General features: G+C 60.9%; 12 protein-coding genes and 1 tRNA gene. 8 read left to right on the forward strand and 5 right to left on the reverse strand.

Annotated features, from left to right (window positions below):
* Positions 1–64 precede the first annotated feature (64 nt).
* Positions 65–259, forward strand: coding sequence for a hypothetical protein (locus tag ACTQZF_RS00570; protein ID WP_441554248.1), 195 nt, complete (start codon positions 65–67; stop codon positions 257–259).
* A gap of 132 nt (positions 260–391) precedes the next feature.
* Here the strand turns inward: ACTQZF_RS00570 and ACTQZF_RS00575 are convergent, their stop codons facing one another.
* The 3 genes from ACTQZF_RS00575 to ACTQZF_RS00585 all read right to left on the reverse strand — a co-directional run bounded on the left by ACTQZF_RS00575 (position 392) and on the right by ACTQZF_RS00585 (position 3844).
* Positions 392–1879 carry a hypothetical protein gene (locus ACTQZF_RS00575; RefSeq protein ID WP_441554249.1) on the reverse strand — a complete coding sequence of 496 codons (1488 nt, stop codon included), beginning with the start codon at positions 1877–1879 and terminating at the stop codon, positions 392–394.
* A gap of 232 nt (positions 1880–2111) precedes the next feature.
* Positions 2112–3119 (reverse strand): DUF5692 family protein, encoded by a 1008-nt coding sequence (locus ACTQZF_RS00580; RefSeq protein WP_441554250.1) that lies wholly within the window; start codon positions 3117–3119, stop codon positions 2112–2114.
* A gap of 62 nt (positions 3120–3181) precedes the next feature.
* On the reverse strand, positions 3182–3844 hold the full coding sequence (locus ACTQZF_RS00585; protein WP_441554251.1) for a TetR/AcrR family transcriptional regulator: 663 nt from the start codon (positions 3842–3844) through the stop codon (positions 3182–3184).
* A gap of 189 nt (positions 3845–4033) precedes the next feature.
* Here ACTQZF_RS00585 and ACTQZF_RS00590 point away from each other — a divergent pair, with 189 nt between their 5' ends.
* The 7 genes from ACTQZF_RS00590 (at position 4034) to ACTQZF_RS00620 (ending at position 11505) form a co-directional block, all read left to right on the forward strand.
* Positions 4034–6811, forward strand: coding sequence for an FAD-dependent oxidoreductase (locus tag ACTQZF_RS00590; RefSeq protein ID WP_441554252.1), 2778 nt, complete (start codon positions 4034–4036; stop codon positions 6809–6811).
* A gap of 197 nt (positions 6812–7008) precedes the next feature.
* On the forward strand, positions 7009–7437 hold the full coding sequence (locus ACTQZF_RS00595; RefSeq protein ID WP_441554253.1) for a hydrogenase maturation nickel metallochaperone HypA/HybF: 429 nt from the start codon (positions 7009–7011) through the stop codon (positions 7435–7437).
* A gap of 378 nt (positions 7438–7815) precedes the next feature.
* Positions 7816–8805 (forward strand): PTS sugar transporter subunit IIB, encoded by a 990-nt coding sequence (locus tag ACTQZF_RS00600; protein WP_154518426.1) that lies wholly within the window; start codon positions 7816–7818, stop codon positions 8803–8805.
* A gap of 18 nt (positions 8806–8823) precedes the next feature.
* Positions 8824–9642 (forward strand): PTS mannose/fructose/sorbose transporter subunit IIC, encoded by an 819-nt coding sequence (locus ACTQZF_RS00605; protein ID WP_055285302.1) that lies wholly within the window; start codon positions 8824–8826, stop codon positions 9640–9642.
* A 16-nt stretch (positions 9643–9658) separates the two neighbouring features.
* On the forward strand, positions 9659–10579 hold the full coding sequence (locus tag ACTQZF_RS00610; protein WP_154518429.1) for a PTS system mannose/fructose/sorbose family transporter subunit IID: 921 nt from the start codon (positions 9659–9661) through the stop codon (positions 10577–10579).
* A gap of 120 nt (positions 10580–10699) precedes the next feature.
* Positions 10700–11098 (forward strand): DUF956 family protein, encoded by a 399-nt coding sequence (locus ACTQZF_RS00615; RefSeq protein WP_441554254.1) that lies wholly within the window; start codon positions 10700–10702, stop codon positions 11096–11098.
* A 331-nt stretch (positions 11099–11429) separates the two neighbouring features.
* Positions 11430–11505: transfer RNA gene (locus tag ACTQZF_RS00620), tRNA-Arg, on the forward strand.
* A gap of 296 nt (positions 11506–11801) precedes the next feature.
* Here the strand turns inward: ACTQZF_RS00620 and pknB are convergent.
* Complete coding sequence (gene pknB / locus ACTQZF_RS00625; protein WP_427795137.1) at positions 11802–13751, reverse strand: Stk1 family PASTA domain-containing Ser/Thr kinase; 1950 nt, start codon at positions 13749–13751, stop codon at positions 11802–11804.
* A 133-nt stretch (positions 13752–13884) separates the two neighbouring features.
* Positions 13885–16755, reverse strand: coding sequence for an FtsW/RodA/SpoVE family cell cycle protein (locus ACTQZF_RS00630; RefSeq protein WP_441554255.1), 2871 nt, complete (start codon positions 16753–16755; stop codon positions 13885–13887).
* Between the last annotated feature and the right edge of the window lie 11 nt (positions 16756–16766).

A 16766-nucleotide genomic window follows, 5' to 3' on the forward strand; every position in this document is an offset into this window, starting at 1 on the left:
GCCGCCCTTTTTCGTGCGACAATCGATGGTGTTGAACATGAGTACATGGCAAGGAGCTATGCAGATGAAAGACGAGAACGAGACGAACGCACCGGCGCCTGAGTCAGCGCCCGCCGCACCCAAGCCTGCGCCTAAGCCGGCACCCAAGCCGCGCGACCCCTACATCCGTGCCGAGAACGAGGACGACGACGGCTACGATCCCTACAGCGATCGCCGCCCCGAGCGCGAGCCGATGTTCGAAGCCGATTCGTGGCGCTAACTCCTGCAGGGTAGCTAATTTGGGACGGGGCTTTTTTAGCTGCCCCGGCTGGTAATGTGCTGGTTTAGTCGATTAACGGTCGGGGCAGCTAAAAAAGCCCCGTCCCAAATTAGCTACCCTCGCTGCGGCCGGCTAGTCTTGGGCCTTGATGCTTGGCATCAGAATCTGGGCGAGGTAGTCGGTCTCGAGTTTGGTGGCAGCGTCGGCCTTGCCGTCTTTGCCGACCAGTACGTTCTTGATCTGGCTATAGGTATAGCGGTTGCCGGTTGTAAGCTCGACAAGATCGATGGCCGTGTCCATGGGGTAGGTCGACACGGGGTCTTGTGTGCGCCCGTTGATGGTCTGGGGCACCACATACGGATAGACGGGGCCGCTGGCGTAGACCGTGTAGCCGTTGCCAAGGCTTGCCGCACCTAAAACCGTATCGCCCTTATCGGGCGTAAAGCTCTCGCCGTCGCGCACTGCGACAAGCGTCACGATCGGCGTATTGCTGTCGCTGGCAAGATAGATGCACAGCGTATTGCCGTTTTGCCAAGTCGCGACTTTGCCGTACCACTCAACGGGAATATCGAGCTGATACAGGTTCGTTGCCTTATGCCGGGCATCGGCGTCGCGGGCCGCCTGCGCCTCGCGGGAACTCATGGCATTGACGGCGGCGTCACGGCGCGCGGTTGCCGCCTGCTGGAGCACCTTTGCGACCGCGGCAGAGCTCGCGCCGCCCTCCTCGGCGTACTTGGCCGCGGCATCGATCTGGTCGTCGGTCACCGTGTCTGCCGAAGGTACCTTAAGCTTAAAGGATGCCTGAGCGCTCAGGTCCTGCCCGTCGCTCTTTACGCTAACCTGCGTCTTGGTGGTTGGCACGGTGTAAATGGTACCGTCGGCTGCGATGGGGGACCCAGCGATGGAGAGCGTATAGTCGCCAGGCAGCAGCTTAATACCGCGACCGTGCTCATCAACATAGAGCGTCTCGCTCACGGAGGAGCCGTCAGAGTCTTGCCCGCTCACCTGCACGGGAATCTTGGAGCCGGTGGAACAGTCGAGCCCTGCGGCATGTACGCCAATCTGCACCGACATCATGGTGTGGGCGTTGACGGCAGCGACGGCAGCCTGTTCTTGTTGGTATCCGTTCCAAGCGGCATAGCCCGCGCCGCCGGCAACGAGCGCGGCGGCAACGACGCCGGCAACCATCAAATTGCGTCGCTTGGGCGACATCTTGTGATGGCGAGCCTCGGCTTCGCGTGCCGAGGGAACGGACGGCAGGGGAATATCGCCCATGGCGATGGTCTCGTCGACGGCCGGCGCAGAACCCAGGCCAGGAAGCTCGCGGGTGAGCGAGTCATCGGCAGGCAAGCTGCCAAGCAGGGCGGTCTCTTCTCCCGAGGCGGATTCCGACTGGACGTCGTCCTTGCTATCGTCCTCTTCGGCTTCGGCCTCGTCAGAAGCGTCTTTGGCGTCGCTGCCTTCGTCCTCAGTGCCTTCGCGCACCTCGTCCTGCGCGTCGACGGCCAAATCGCTCAACGAGAGCTCGTCTAGCGCAATCCGGTCAAGGCTCTCCAGGGCCTCGGCACATGCTTCCGCATCCTGGGCCGCATCCTCGCGGCCACGTGTCTCATCGCTCATATATCCCCCAATGCAATATCGGCTCAACACTGTACCCAAAAATGGAGCCATATAAAGCGCATGCGAAATATAAGATCCGATTTAACCCGAGCGTATCGTTCAGCCGCATCCTCGCGGCAGCAAAAGGCCCCCGGAACGCGAACGAATCACGTTTCGGGGACTCTGCAGTGCGTTGAGTTGCGCGGAGCCGGCTATGCCGCTTCGTGCTCAAGCGATGTTTGCGTCAGGCGCGTTACTCGGCGTGCGCGTAATCAACCTTGGCGCGACGGGCAGTGGCCTTCTCCCAATCGCTGGTGCCCTCAAAGACATCCTGCTTGTAGGGGTTGCGGCCGAGCTTCTTGGCACGGTAGGCGACGTAGATGATCGCGGCGATGTTGGCGACCAGTGCGACGATCGAGACCGCGGTGGCGGCGCCGGGGTCGAGCGTGGAGTGCGTCACAAAGATGGACTCCTCCTGGAAGTAGGGGAACGCCTGGGCAAACATGCACCAAATGGCCAGCGTAAAGGCGCGGTTCTGGATCCAGCCGCCCTTGTTCCAGATAAAGGCGGCGACGGTGGGCGCCAGCAGCAGCGCAAAGCCGCAGAACCAGGAGTGGGTGGGCAGGCAGTTGTAGGTGTAGCAGAAGTTCCAGATATCGTAGGCGATGATGTAGACCCAGGTCATGTCGGGCCACAGCATGTCGGTCTTGTCCTCGGAGGCGTAGACGCTCCACCAACCGGTCATGCAGAAGATGTTGATGATACCGGCGATGCCGTTGAACACGTTGTTCCAGCCGGCCAGCTGCGTAGCACCTTCGGAGGTGACCCAGGTGGACTCGCCCAGGACAAAGAAGTGATAGGCGCTCTCAAAGTCGGACACGACGGCGATCAAGATGTTGATGGCGACGATCACAAACGGCCATGCGCGGAACCAATGCGCCTTGCCGATCTTGCCCCACTGGTACTTAATGGCAATGAAGCCCCAGCAGCCGGCCAGCGCCGCGTATACCTTGGCGTAATGGAACCAGCTGTTCTGGTATACATGGGTGGGGTTGGTGAGCGCCCACTCGGCACCCTGCGAAACGCCGACGGCGATGGCGATGCAGTAGATGGTCATGGCCAGCGGAGCCACGCCAAAGATGATGGCCGCGCCGAGCTTGGTACGGCGGCCGACCTCGTTGAGTACGATCAAGCCGATAAAGACCATCGCCCAGCCGGCCCAGTGGATAAGGGTATCGCTACCCCAAACATCGAACAGCATGCTGCTCTCCTTTCATACGCCCGCGGCCCCTCTTCCGTCGCGGGCAGTTTGGCCAAATGTCATTAGTTCCTGGGCTTGCGCTCGGAATACTTGGCGGTGTAGCCCTCGATGTGGAGTGTCGAGGCGATAATCTCCTTAACCGTCTCGTCGGGCACATCGGGGTGCGTGCGGATGTACATCAACAGCCCCATGATGAGGGTGTAAAACGTCTCGTAGACATGGTCGATGCGCAGGTCATGATGGGCGACAAAGTCCACCACGGTGGTGTCGCAGATGTATTGCGCCACGCGCTGGACCACGTTGTGCAGAAAGCCGCCGTAGAGCGCGCCGCTGCTCGAGGTGAGCGTGCTCGGCAGCTCGTGGCCGCTCACAACCAGGCGCTTAAAGAGCGGGGCGACGGTGTCGAGTGCGCCCTCGATATCACCGACGATGCGGCTGGCATTCCACTGCTCGAGCTCGGAGATAAAACCGTCGATTGCCTCGTCCATGACGGCGGTGACGGCGGCGTCCATGTCGACGAAGTAGTGGTAGAACAGCGAGCGCGTGCAGCCGGCTCGCTTGGTCACGGCCGAGACGGATAGATGGGACACGCCCAGCTCGGAGCTCACGGCGCGCACGGCGGCGAGAATCTCGCGACGGCGCTCGTCACCTGTCAGGCGCTTTGCCGCGCTGTCGGGCGTGGGGACGGTGTCGGCCACAGGGGTGTTCGCTGCGTTATCGCTCATGCGCTTGCCGCCTTTCATCCGTTTGGGCCCGACCGTTCGCCTAATAGTCTTGAATATTGTTGACGGTTCGTCAATACTATTTTTGACATAATGTCAACAATGGCGGGTGAACGGCATGGGGGCATGCCCGGCCTGCAAAAAAGAGGGGCGCTGCGGCCTCGTCGGGCTGCGGCAAGAGAAGGGACAACCATGATTCTCAACGGACCGGGAATTAGCTACACCGAGCCCGACATCGGTTCGGAGTTTGTGCCGCCGCTGCCGGAGCATCCGCGCGAGGCCATTGTCAAGCTGTGCGAGCATTGCACCAACCGTCTGCTGCATCGCGACGTGCTGCTGGGCTACGAGTACTGGTCGTTTGCCGAGGCCGCAACCGACGAGCAGGCCGAAGTGCTCTGCAAGATGAAGATGCGCCGTCCCTATACGCTGCCCGAGATGGTCAAGCTCACCGGCATGCCCGAGGCCCAGATCGAGAAGATGCTCGACGACATGAGCTACACGGGTCTGCTCGAGTACAACTGGGAAAATCCCGAGCGCGCCAAGCAGTGGGTGCTGCCCATGCTGGTACCGGGTTCCGCCGAGTTCCTCAACATGCGCGTGGGCCAGCTCGAGGAGCATCCGGTCTATGCCAAGTTCTTTGAGCAGGCGTCCAAGGGGCCGCTGTCCAAAGCCACGCCGATGGTGCCGCCCGGAGGCGCCGGCATCGGCATGCACGTCATTCCGGTCGAGAAGGCTATCGATGCTTCGAGCACCTCGGTGCCGATCGAGCATATCGAGCATTGGCTCGACAAATACGAGGGCAAATATGCCGCCAGCACCTGCAGCTGCCGCGCGAGCCGTCGTGTGATGGGCGAGGGCTGTGCCGACGACCCCGCCGACTGGTGCATTGCCGTGGGCGATATGGCCGACTATGTGGTTGAGACCGACCGCGGCCATTATGTGACGCGTGAGGAGGTCTATGACATCTTGCGCCAGGCCGAGGACAACGGCTTTGTGCACCAGATCACCAATATCGACGGCGAGAACAAGATCTTCGCCATCTGCAACTGCAACGTCAACGTGTGCTACGCCCTGCGCACCTCGCAGCTGTTCAACACGCCCAACCTGTCGCGCTCGGCCTATGTCGCCAAGGTCGAGAAGGACAAGTGCGTAGCCTGCGGTCGCTGCGTTGAGGTGTGCCCGGCTGGTGCCGTCAAGCTCGGCCAGAAGCTCTGCAGCAAAAAGGCCGGCGGACAGGTGCCCGAGTATCCGCGCCAGGAGCTGCCCGATGCCACCAAGTGGGACCACACCAAGTGGTCGCCCAACTACCGCAACGACAACCGCATCGAGACACACGATTCCGGCACCGCGCCCTGCAAGACGGCCTGCCCCGCGCACATTGCCGTTCAGGGCTATCTGAAGCTCGCGGCGCAGGGCCGCTATGACGAGGCGCTAGCGCTCATCAAGCGCGAGAACCCGCTGCCCGCTATCTGCGGCCGTGTGTGCAATCGCCGCTGCGAGGATGCCTGCACCCGCGGTCGCGTGGATGAGGCCGTGGCCATCGACGAGGTCAAGAAGTTTATCGCCCAGCGCGATCTGGATGCCGCGACCCGCTATGTCCCACCTGTGGTGACCCCGACGCGCGCCGGCGGCTTCGACCAGAAGATCGCCATCATCGGTGCCGGTCCGGCCGGCCTGTCCTGCGCTTTCTACCTGGCCGAGAAGGGCTACAAGCCCGTCGTGTTCGAGAAGAATGAGCGCCCGGGCGGCATGCTCACCTATGGCATTCCCAGCTTTAAGCTGCAGAAGGATGTTATCGAGGCCGAGGTCGAGGTCATTCGCCTGATGGGCGCCGAGTTCCGCTATGGCGTGGAGGTCGGTCGCGATGTGACGCTCGACGAGCTGCGCGAGCAGGGCTTTAAGGCCTTTTATGTTGCCATTGGCTGCCAGGGCGGCCGCCTCGCCGGTATTCCGGGCGAGGATGCCGAGGACGTGACCGTGGCCGTCGACTTTTTGCGCAAGGTCAACAGTGGCAAGATCGACGCGCTGTCCGGCCGCACCATCGTGGTGGGCGGCGGCAACGTGGCTATCGACGTCGCGCGCAACGCCTGCCGTCTGGGTTCCGAGCACGTTGAGATATTCTGCCTGGAGAGCGAGGCCCAGATGCCCGCCAGCGAGGAGGAGCGTCGCGAGGCCGTTGAGGACGGCGCCCACATCAGCTGCGGCTGGGGCCCCAAGGAGGTCCATCTGGACGAGGCCGGTCGTGTGTGCGGTATCACCTTCAAGCGCTGCACGCGTGTCTTTGACGACGAGGGCCGTTTTGCGCCCGAGTACGACGAGAACGACCTGCGTCGTGTCGACGCCGACCGCGTGGTCATGTCGATCGGTCAGTCCATCGTGTGGGGCGACCTGCTGGCTGGCTCCAAGGTGGAGCTTGGCCGCGGCCAGGGTGCCCTTGCCGATCCTCAGACCTACCAGACCGCCGAGCCCGACATCTTTGTGGGCGGCGACGTCTACACCGGTCCGAGCTTTGCCATCAACGCCATCGCTGCCGGTCACGAGGCCGCCGTGTCCATCCACCGCTTTGTGCAACCGGGCTCCACGCTCACCATCGGCCGCAACCAGCGCCGCTACATCGCGCTCGACCGCGACGATGTCGTGATCGAGAGCTATGACAACGCGACCCGCGAGGTGGCACATGTCGACCGCGAGCGCGAGAAGGCCGCGCCCTTTAGCGAGTACGTCGAGACCTTTACCGAGGAGCAGGTACGCGCCGAGACCGCCCGCTGCCTGGGTTGCGGTGCCTCGATCGTCGACCCCAACAAGTGTATCGGCTGCGGTCTGTGCACTACCAAGTGCGCGTTCGACGCCATCCATCTGGATCGCGACCGCCCCGAGTGCTCCACGATGGTTAAATACGAGCAAAAGCTCCCCAGCTTGGGCAAGTACGCGCTCAAGCGTGCCATCAAGATCAAATTCGGGAAGAAGTAATGAGGCTCCGCCGTTCTAACGAACGGCGGCACTGCCGACGCTGCGCGGCGCCCAGATACCCCATCTTGCCCCTCAACTGCGGCGCCGCGGGCAAAAGCCCAGCGGACGCCTTGTTTCGGGGCAACCTGGTGCACCTGGATCGCCGCTCGCTGACGTTTGGCTGACATCGCATCAACCGTTGCTGAAAGGTTTCTACCTTGCATGAATTGGGAATCGTCTATCACATTATTCGCGATGTCGAGAACGTGGCGCGCGCCAATGGCGTGAGTCGCGTTTCGAGCGTCACGCTGCTGCTGGGCGAGGTCTCGGGCGTCGTTCCCGACTTGCTGCTCGACGCTTGGCGCTGGGCGGCAGATAAAAAGCCTATCACCGAGGGCGCGGAGCTTATCGTGGAGCCTGTCGAGGCCGTGACGCATTGCGAGGCGTGCGGCCGCGACTATGCGACGGTCGAGCACGGCAAGATCTGCCCCCATTGCGGTGGCGGCGAGACATACCTGCTGCAGGGCCAGGAGGTCATGATCAAGCAGATTGAGACCCCCGACGAGGACCCGGCAGATGCTGCTCCCGACGGCCTCTCCGACGCCCCCGATGCCGTCGACGCTGCCAACCCCCTTCACATCGTCTAGCCCCTAGTCGTTGGGGACGTTCTTGTTTGACTAGTCGTTTAAGAACGTCCCCAATGACTACTTACGCTAGTGCACAAGTCACGCTAATAGTCAAGTTATGTCTGTTTAAACAAAATAACTGCAGTACAAGCGCATTCGCGCTTGCCTAAAATCGATATTAATGACCAGCCTGCTTGTATCTGTAAAATGAATGGCTTGATAAGTGACGCCTTGGCGTGTAATCCGTCAAAAAGCAGTAACGTAATCAACTTGTAACAAACCTAGACGTTTAAACAAATTATCCAATCATTCGCATTTTTCTCTATAATTTTACAGGACGAACAGGTATACTCCTTTCATGTCGTGTAGGAAATACGTAGACAAAGAGGAGGTTATGTGATGGTAAGTATTGTTCTTGCTAGCCACGGGGACTTGGCAGCCGGAATCAAGCAGACGGGCTCGATGGTCTTTGGCGATCAGCCGTCTGTGGCCGTGGTCTCGCTCGAGCCGAGCATGGGCCCCGACGACTTCCGTGCCAAGGTCGAGGAAGCAATCGCTTCCTTCGAGGACCAGGAGCAGGTGCTCTTCCTCGTTGATCTGTGGGGCGGCACGCCGTTCAACCAGATCAGCGGTCTCATCGAGGGCCACGATTCCTGGGCTATCGTCACCGGTGTCAACCTGCCTATGCTCATCGAGGCATATTCGCAGCGCTTTGACGCAAAGAACACTGCACATGCGATCGCAAAACATCTCGTGACTGAGGCTAAGGCTGGCGTGCGCGTCAAGCCCGAGTCTCTGGAGCCCGAGGAGAAGAAGCCGGCCACGGCCGCCGCTGCTCCTGCAGGCGCCATCCCTCCGGGAACGGTCATCGGCGATGGGCACATCAAGATCGCCCACGTCCGTATCGACACCCGTCTGCTGCATGGTCAGGTGGCCACCACGTGGACCAAGCAGATCAACCCCAACCGCATCATTGTGGTTTCCGACGGCGTTGCTCACGACGAGCTCCGCAAGACCATGATCGAGCAGGCTGCCCCTCCGGGAGTCCATGCCAACGTCGTGCCCATCAAGAAGATGGCCGAGGTTGTCAAGGACACGCGCTTTGGTGACACCAAGGCCATGCTGCTCTTTGAGAACCCGCAGGATCTGCTCAAGGCTATCGAGGCCGGCGTCGACATCAAGGAAGTCAACATCGGTTCCATGGCTCACTCCAAGGGCAAGGTCGTCGTCACCAACGCCGTCGCTATGGGCGATGACGACGTCAAGACTCTCGAGGCCCTCAAGGCCAAGGGCGTCAAGTTCGAGGTCCGCAAGGTTCCTTCGGATTCCTCCGAGGATCTCGACGCCATGTTGAAGAAAGCTAAGGCCGAACTGGCCGCTCAAGCATAGTAAAGGAGGGTCCGATACATGTCTGCAATCACTATTCTGCTTGTTGCGATTGTCGCGTTGCTTGCCGGTATGGAAGGCATTCTGGATGAGTTCCAGTTCCATCAGCCGCTCGTGGCATGCACGCTTATCGGTCTCGTAACCGGTCACCTTCAGGAGGGCATCCTCCTGGGCGGTTCGCTCCAGATGATGGCCCTTGGCTGGGCTAACGTCGGTGCCGCCGTCGCGCCTGACGCCGCTCTGGCCTCGGTCGCTTCTTCGATTATCATGGTGCTCGCCCTCAACGGTGGCGCCACCGATTCGGCCAAGGCCGTTACCGCCGCCATCGCCGTCGCCGTCCCGCTGTCGGTCGCTGGTCTGTTCCTGACCATGATCTGCCGTACCCTGGCTACCGCTATCGCTCACGCCATGGACGGTTGCGCCGAGAAGGGCGACTTCTCCGGCATCGAGCGCTGGCAGTACGCCGCCATCCTCATGCAGGGCCTTCGTATCGCCATCCCGGCAGTACTTCTGTGCATCATCCCGGCCGAGGCGGTTACCAACGCGCTTAACGCTATGCCCGACTGGCTGTCCGGCGGCATGGCTGTCGGCGGCGGCATGGTCGCTTCCGTCGGTTACGCCATGGTCATCAACATGATGGCCACCAAGGAGACCTGGCCGTTCTTCATCCTCGGCTTTGTCCTTGCTGCCATCCCTCAGCTCACGCTGATCGCTCTTGGTCTCATTGGCATCTCCCTTGCCCTCATCTACCTTGGCCTCAAGGATCTGGCCAAGCAGGGTGGCGGCATGGGCGGTGGCTCCGGTGACCCGCTCGGCGACATTCTGAACGATTACGAGTAGGAGGGGAGTGATACATATGGCAGAGAACAAGATTCAGCTCACCAAGGCTGACCGCAAGAAGGTTTGCTTCCGTCATCAGTTCCTTCAGGGCTCGTGGAACTACGAGCGTATGCAGAATGGCGGCTGGTGCTTCGCAATGATCCCTGCGATCAAGAAGCTCTACACCAGCAAGGACGACCAGATTTCCGCGCTTAAGCGCCACCTGGAGTTCTATAACACCCATCCCTATGTTTCCGCCCCCGTCATTGGCGTTACCCTCGCTCTCGAGGAGGAGCGCGCCAACGGTGCACCGATCGATGACGTCGCCATTCAGGGCGTCAAGGTCGGTATGATGGGCCCGCTCGCCGGCGTCGGCGACCCCGCCTTCTGGTTCACCCTTCGCCCGATCCTGGGCGCTCTGGGCGCTTCCCTGGCCCTGTCCGGCAGCATCGCCGGTCCGCTGCTGTTCTTCTTCGCGTGGAACATCATCCGTTACGCCTTCCTGTGGTACACGCAGGAGTTTGGCTATAAGGTCGGCTCCTCCATCGCCAAGGACCTCTCCGGCGGTCTGATGGGCAAGGTCACCGAGGGTGCTTCCATCCTGGGTATGTTCATCATCGGCGCCCTGGTCGAGCGCTGGGTGTCCATCTCCTTCACCCCGGTCGTCTCCAAGGTCACGCAGTCTGCCGGCGCCTTCATTGACTGGGCTAACCTGCCTTCCGGTGCCGAGGGCATCAAGGAAGCGCTGACGATGTACAACTCCGTCGGTGCCACCGCCCTTGATCAGGTGAAGGTCACCACGCTTCAAGCTAACCTCGATCAGCTCATCCCCGGCCTTGCTGCCGTGTGCCTGACGCTGTTCGTCTGCAAGCTGCTCAAGAAGAAGGTCAGCCCGATCGTCATCATCCTGGCTCTCTTCGCCGTCGGTATCATCGGTCGCGTTTGCGGCTTCATGTAAGCGCGCTTCGGCTTAAGACCGAGAGTTGCTAGGCAAGGGCTTTTGAGCCATTGAAACGGACCGCACCCGGTGGGTACACTGGATGCGGTCCGATTGTTTTATTTGGAGGGCGAGGCGCGCATGGCGCAATCTCAGAACAGCACGGTCGATCTGACAACACCGGCAACCTGCCTGATGGGGCTTACCAGCCACGGTAACGTGATGGTGGGCAATAAGGCGTTCGAGTATTACAACGAGCGCAATCCCGAGGATTTTATTCAAATTCCGTGGGACGAGGTCGACTATATTGCCGCCGAGGTTTTGCGCGGCACTAAGAAGATCACGCGTTTTGCTATCTTTACCAAGGATAACGGCCACTTTACGTTTTCGACGCGCGACGACAAAGAGACGCTTCGTGCAGTTCGCAAGTACGTCGACGAGGATAAGCTTGTGCGTTCGCCCGACTTTATCGATGTGACGGCCAAGGGCGCCAAGAGCATCCCCTCCGTTATCAAAGGCCTTTTCCACAAAGGCAACTAGTCGCCTGCGACGTTCTCATACGACTAGTCATTAAAGAACGTCCCCAATGACTACCTGTAGCTCTTCGCGGGATTCGCTGGGGAAATATCATCCCAGTTTGAGCGCCTATTCTGGGATGCAGTTTCCGGAACAGGCTCATTTGGGAAACCATATCCCGTTTCGAGCTCAAATTTCGGGTCGTAGTTTCCTAGAGAGGCCCCATCCGGAAAGCCCGTCCCAGAATTCGTCTGGATAGTGGGACACGCTTTCCGGAAGGCTGTCCCACCGTAACTTCGAAGAGTGGCTATGCGCTGCATGGCAGTGGCGCAAATCTGCTACACTAGTACAACATGCCTCCGTAGCTCAGGGGATAGAGCACCGCTCTCCTAAAGCGGGTGTCGACGGTTCGAATCCGCCCGGGGGCACCAGAGCAATATCGAGCCCGGTACCACCACGGTGCCGGGCTCTTCTGGTCTAAGGGCCGGATTCGGGCCGTCGACACCCGCGTCACCGATTTCCCCGCGGGGGAGTTTTCGAATCCGCCTGGGGGCACCAGAGCAATATCGAGCCCGGTACCACTGCGGTACCGGGCTCTTCTGGTTTAAAGGCATGCCGTAGTTTTCGCTGCTTCGGATAAAGAAAGCGCCCGCTTGCGGGGGAGCAAGCGGGCGCCTGTGAGCGAATATGTTTGCGGCATCAGCCGCTGTGGGCAATGTCTCGATGACTAGTTGGTCGTGCCGGAATCGTCGCCTGAATCGGTGCCAGAGCCAGAAATCGAAACCGTCAGCGTGATCGTGCTGTCGGTGGACTGCTTGCCAGTGGGGGAGACGCCCGTCACGGTGGCGTTTTCGTTACCACTCACGGGGTTGCCGTTCTGATCGCAGAATGCGATGTTGTAGAATCCGGCGTTGTTGAGCGCGGTGACGGCGGAGGAGATACTCTTGCCGTACAGGTTGCCCGGAACGTTTGCCTTGCCGGACTTCTTGGCGATGACGACGGTAATCGTGGCGCCGGGCTTTTGCTTACCGCTGGGGTTCCAGCTAATGACGGTGCCCTCGGTGACGGAATCGTTCTCCTGGTAGGTCACATCGACGCCGAAGCCGGCCATGTCGAGGGCGTTGCGTGCCTGAGCCTCGGTCATGTCGGTCAGATCGGGAACGGAGGTGGTGTCGGGTCCACTCGAGACTTTGTACGAAATGGTCGTGCCCTTCTCGACTTCCTTGCCCGCATCGGTGCCCTGTTCAAAGACTTCGCCCTTTTCGGCCTCGTTGGCTTCCTCGGTGGCATTGCCCTTAAGGCCAACGCTTGCCAGCGCCGCCTCTGCCTGGTCCTTGGTCAGACCAACGAGCTGCGGGACATCAACCTTCTCGGAGGGCTTGGGACCCTTGGAGATTACCAGATTCACCTTGGTGCCCTTGGGCTTCTTGGTGTGACCGTTAGGAGTCTGCTCGACAACCTTTCCCTCGTCGACGTCGTCGTTGTAGCTCTGGTCAATGGTTCCGACGTCAAGGCCGGCATCCTTAATCAGTTCGACGGCGGTCTCCTGGTCCTTACCCAACACATCGGGAACCGGGACCTGCTCGCCGCCAAAGAGTCCGGTGGCAAAGGCCACGATGACGCCGATTACGGCTACCGCAGCAACTACGGCGGCGATGATCTTGTTCTTGTTGGATTTGGGCTGCTCGGTGGCGTAAGAGCCGGTTGAACCCGAGACGGAGCTGCGAGCGTTATTTTGTCCGCTCACGCCCGAGACGGGGCGTACCATGGCGCGCGTCTGGTCGGATAGCTCTCGGGTCTTGGTGGCACCCAGGTCGCCAACGGCGCCGATAACGCGCGTAGGCTCCGGCACGTTGACGGCGCGACCAGACAGGTAGCTGTTGAGCACCTGACGCAGCTCGTCGGCCGTCTGGAAACGGTTAGCCGGATCTTTTTCCATGCACTTGAGGATAATGCGCTCAAGATCGGCATCGACACCGGAGTTGATCTGGCTCGGCGGCACGGGCAGCTCGTTGACCTGCTTGAGTGCGACCGAGATGGCATCGTCGCCGTCGAAAGGCACGCGGCCGGTGGCGCACTCGTACATCACGACGCCCAGCGAGTAAATGTCCGAGGTGGGGCCTAGATCCTGCCCGCGGGTCTGCTCGGGGCTTACGTAGTGGGCGGTGCCCAAAACGTTGTTGTCCTGCGTAAGGTGGCTGTTCTTGGCGCGCGCGATGCCAAAGTCCATGACCTTGATGTTGCCGTCGGGCAGCACCATGATGTTCTGCGGCTTAATATCGCGGTGGATGATCTCGTGCTTGTGGGCGACCGAAAGTGCGGAGCTGATCTGCGAGCCGATCTGAGCGACCTTTTTGGGATCAAGGGCGCCGTGGCTCTTGATGCCGCTCTTAAGGTCGGTGCCGCGCAGGTATTCCATGACGATGTAATAGGTGTCGCCGTCCTTGCCCCAATCGTAGACGCCGACGATATAGGGGGAGGAGAGGCCGGCGGCTGCCTGGGCCTCCTGCTTAAAGCGTGCGGCAAAGGTGGCGTCGCCGGCATATTGCGGCAGCATGATTTTGATAGCTACCGTGCGGTCGAGGACCTGGTCCTGTGCACGGTAGACGGTCGCCATGCCGCCTGTTCCTACCTTATCCTTGAGGAGGTATCTTCCCCCGAGGACCCTCTGTTCCATTCCTGCTCCTAACATGACTATTCGCTCAACGATGTGTGTAGTACCAAATTTGAGGCCGCTGGGGCCGTGTGGCGCATTGCCGCTAGCGTTATCGGCCGCGGCACGCCCCATGCTTGCGCATCAATCACGGGCATCACGCTCCCTGGGCGGCAAGCGCCGCGGTCAGGACGATGCCGGCGATCTTTGCCGCCTTGACGTCGTGCTTGTCGTAATCCTCCAAGGCTACCGAGATGGCGACCGTGGGTGAATCGTAAGGCGCAAAACCGACGAACATCGAGTTGACGTTGGTACCGACGGTCTCGGCAGAGCCGGTCTTGCCGGCAACCTTGACGCCCGGAATCTGGGCATCGGTGCCGGTGCCGGATTGAACGACGTCGAGCATGGCCTGTTTGACCTGTTCGGCCGTGGTGGCGCTGACGGCCTGGCCCAGTGAGCGGGACTGCGTGGTCTTGACCACGGTTCCGTCTGGGGCGAGCACCTGGGCAACGAAGAACGGGTCCATGACGACGCCGCTGTTGGCGATGGCCGCCGCAATAACGGCGTTCTGCATGACGGTGGTCTGCGGACCCGGCGTGTGGTCCATGCCGACGGGCTGGCCGGCGCCGGCCCAGGCGGTTTCCCACTCGGTCATGAGCGAGGGGTCGGCCATGATGGACGCCGTGGCGGTTAGGTCCTGACCGAGCTTTTGGCCATAGCCAAAGGCGTTGGCGAACTGTACGAGCGAGCTGGCGCCGACCTCGTTTGCCACCTGACCAAAGACGACGTTGGACGACACGGCAAAGGCCTGCTGCAGGCTAATCGTGCCGTAGCTCTCATTGGCGTAGTTGGTGACCGGTGCATTGCCGATATCCATGGAACCGGGCGCCTGATAAGTGCTCGAAAGGCTTGCGGTGCCGGTCTCGAGTGCCGCCGAAAGCGTGACGACCTTAAACGTGGAGCCCGGAGTATAGAGGGCGTCCATGGCGCGGTCGTACATAGAACCGTCCTCACCGCCGCCCGATTGCAGCAGGGCGTCGATGTTGGTGTTGTCGTAGGTGGGCGAGCTGGCGCATGCGAGCACCGCGCCAGTGCGCGGGTCCATGACCACGACGGCGCCCTTAAAGCCCTTGAGAGCCTGTTCGGCAGCCGTCTGGATGCGGGAGTCGATGGTGAGCTTGGCGGTGTTGCCCGGCTGGTTTTGGCCCGCGAGCGACGCGATGGCGTTGTTCCAGCTGGAGTAATCCTTGGAACCGGTGAGCGTGTCGTTCATCACGCTCTCGATGCCGGCGGTGCCGTACTGCTGGCTCACATAGCCAACCACATGGGCGGCCAGGTTGCCATTAGGGTAGGAGCGTACGTAGGTGCCGTCCTCCTGTTGCAGCGATTCGGCCAGCGTCACGCCGTCGGACGTGATGATGGAGCCGCGCTGGATGTACTTGGAACGGGCGATGGTGTGATTGTTAGTCGGCATATCCTGGTAATCCTTGGCCTTGATGACCTGTACATAGGTGAGGTTGCCGATGAGGATGGCGAACAGGGCCGTAAAGGCAAACACCGCGCGGGTTAGGCGGTTGGCGAGCGCCACGCGGCCGAGCACGCCAGATTCGGGCGTATCGAGCAGGCGACGACGCATGCGCGAGCCGGTGGAGTGGCTGCCACGGCCGTAGGAAGACGAAGAAGCGAAGCGCGTGCCGGCATGCGCCGCGGCAGAAGCGACCTGGTCGTCAGAGATAGCGGCCATGGTGCCGGTACCGGTGAGCTCGGCTTCGCGACCGGTGGCCTCATCGCCGGCGCGCAGCAAAAGCGCGACAATGATAAAGCTCGCCAGCAGCGAGGAGCCGCCCTGGCTCATAAAGGGCAGGGTGACGCCGGTCAGCGGAATCAGGCGGGTAACGCCGCCAACGATCAAGAAGGCCTGGAAGCTAATGGCGGCCGTGAGGCCCGTGGCGCTAAATGCGGCAAGGTCGGACTTAGCGCGGGCGGCCGTGGTCAGGCCTCGCACGGCAAAGAGCATAAACAGGACGAGTACGGCGCCGCCGCCCAAAAGGCCCATTTCCTCGCCGATGGCCGAGAAAATGAAGTCGGACTCGACGACGGGGATGTTATTGGCCATGCCATTACCGATGCCAACGCCGATAAGACCGCCGTCAGCCAACGAGAAAAGGGATTGCACAATCTGGTAGCCCTGGCCCTGGGCATCCTTAAAGGGGTCGGCCCAGATCTGAAAACGTACCTGGACATGCGACAGGAACCTGTAGGCGCCCACGGCACCCACTGCCAAAAGCGCAAGGCCGATGACGACATACGAGAAACGTCCCGTGGCGACGTAGAGCATCAGCAAGAAGATGGTGTAGAACAGCACGGCGGAGCCCAAGTCGCGCTCGAAGACAACGACCAGAAGGCATACACCCCACACAGCGAACAGCGGTAGCAGCAGGCGCAGGCGCGGGACCTTGAGGCCCAAGATCTTGCGATTGGAGATGGAGAGTAGCTCGCGGTTCTCGGCTAGGTATCCGGCCAAGAACAATACGATAAAAATCTTGGCGAACTCGCCGGGCTGGATGGTGAAGCCGGCGATGCGAATCCACAGCTTGGAACCCGAGATGGTGGTGCCGATAAAGATGGGCAGCATCAGCAAGATGATGCCGATGATGCCAAAGGTGTACTTGTAGCGCATGACCACATCGAGATTCTTGATCATCGCGAGCGTGCCCACCATCAGTGCCACCGAGACAAACAGAATGACGAGCTGCGAGATGGCGAGGGCGGGTGCCAGACGCGTTACGAACGTGATGCCGATACCCGAAAGCACAAAGACGATGGGCAGGATGGCCGGATCGGCACCGGGCGCCAGGATGCGCACGGCGATATGCGCCGCGGCGAAGGCGGCAAAGAGACCGATCGGCACGGCGAGCGTTTCAAACGAGATGGAAGCGCCTGCGGTGAGCACGTACATCGCATACAGCAAGATGACGGGGAACGCCGAGGCGATGAGCAAGAGCATTTCGGTGTTGCGGCGACTCATAAGCGGCACTC

Origin of the sequence: Collinsella sp. LCP19S3_H3, from assembly GCF_052119145.1 — a bacterium.
In the GTDB taxonomy this organism is placed as follows: Bacteria; Actinomycetota; Coriobacteriia; order Coriobacteriales; family Coriobacteriaceae; genus Collinsella.

What these genes read in the sequence shown, in the direction of transcription:
- ACTQZF_RS00570 (WP_441554248.1), top strand. Translation starts at nt 65, where the DNA reads ATGAAAGACGAGAACGAGACGAACGCACCGGCGCCTGAGTCAGCGCCC.
- ACTQZF_RS00575 (WP_441554249.1), bottom strand. Translation starts at nt 1,879, where the DNA reads ATGAGCGATGAGACACGTGGCCGCGAGGATGCGGCCCAGGATGCGGAA.
- ACTQZF_RS00580 (WP_441554250.1), bottom strand. Translation starts at nt 3,119, where the DNA reads ATGCTGTTCGATGTTTGGGGTAGCGATACCCTTATCCACTGGGCCGGC.
- ACTQZF_RS00585 (WP_441554251.1), bottom strand. Translation starts at nt 3,844, where the DNA reads ATGAGCGATAACGCAGCGAACACCCCTGTGGCCGACACCGTCCCCACG.
- ACTQZF_RS00590 (WP_441554252.1), top strand. Translation starts at nt 4,034, where the DNA reads ATGATTCTCAACGGACCGGGAATTAGCTACACCGAGCCCGACATCGGT.
- ACTQZF_RS00600 (WP_154518426.1), top strand. Translation starts at nt 7,816, where the DNA reads ATGGTAAGTATTGTTCTTGCTAGCCACGGGGACTTGGCAGCCGGAATC.
- ACTQZF_RS00605 (WP_055285302.1), top strand. Translation starts at nt 8,824, where the DNA reads ATGTCTGCAATCACTATTCTGCTTGTTGCGATTGTCGCGTTGCTTGCC.
- ACTQZF_RS00610 (WP_154518429.1), top strand. Translation starts at nt 9,659, where the DNA reads ATGGCAGAGAACAAGATTCAGCTCACCAAGGCTGACCGCAAGAAGGTT.
- ACTQZF_RS00615 (WP_441554254.1), top strand. Translation starts at nt 10,700, where the DNA reads ATGGCGCAATCTCAGAACAGCACGGTCGATCTGACAACACCGGCAACC.
- pknB (WP_427795137.1), bottom strand. Translation starts at nt 13,751, where the DNA reads ATGGAACAGAGGGTCCTCGGGGGAAGATACCTCCTCAAGGATAAGGTA.
- ACTQZF_RS00630 (WP_441554255.1), bottom strand. Translation starts at nt 16,755, where the DNA reads ATGAGTCGCCGCAACACCGAAATGCTCTTGCTCATCGCCTCGGCGTTC.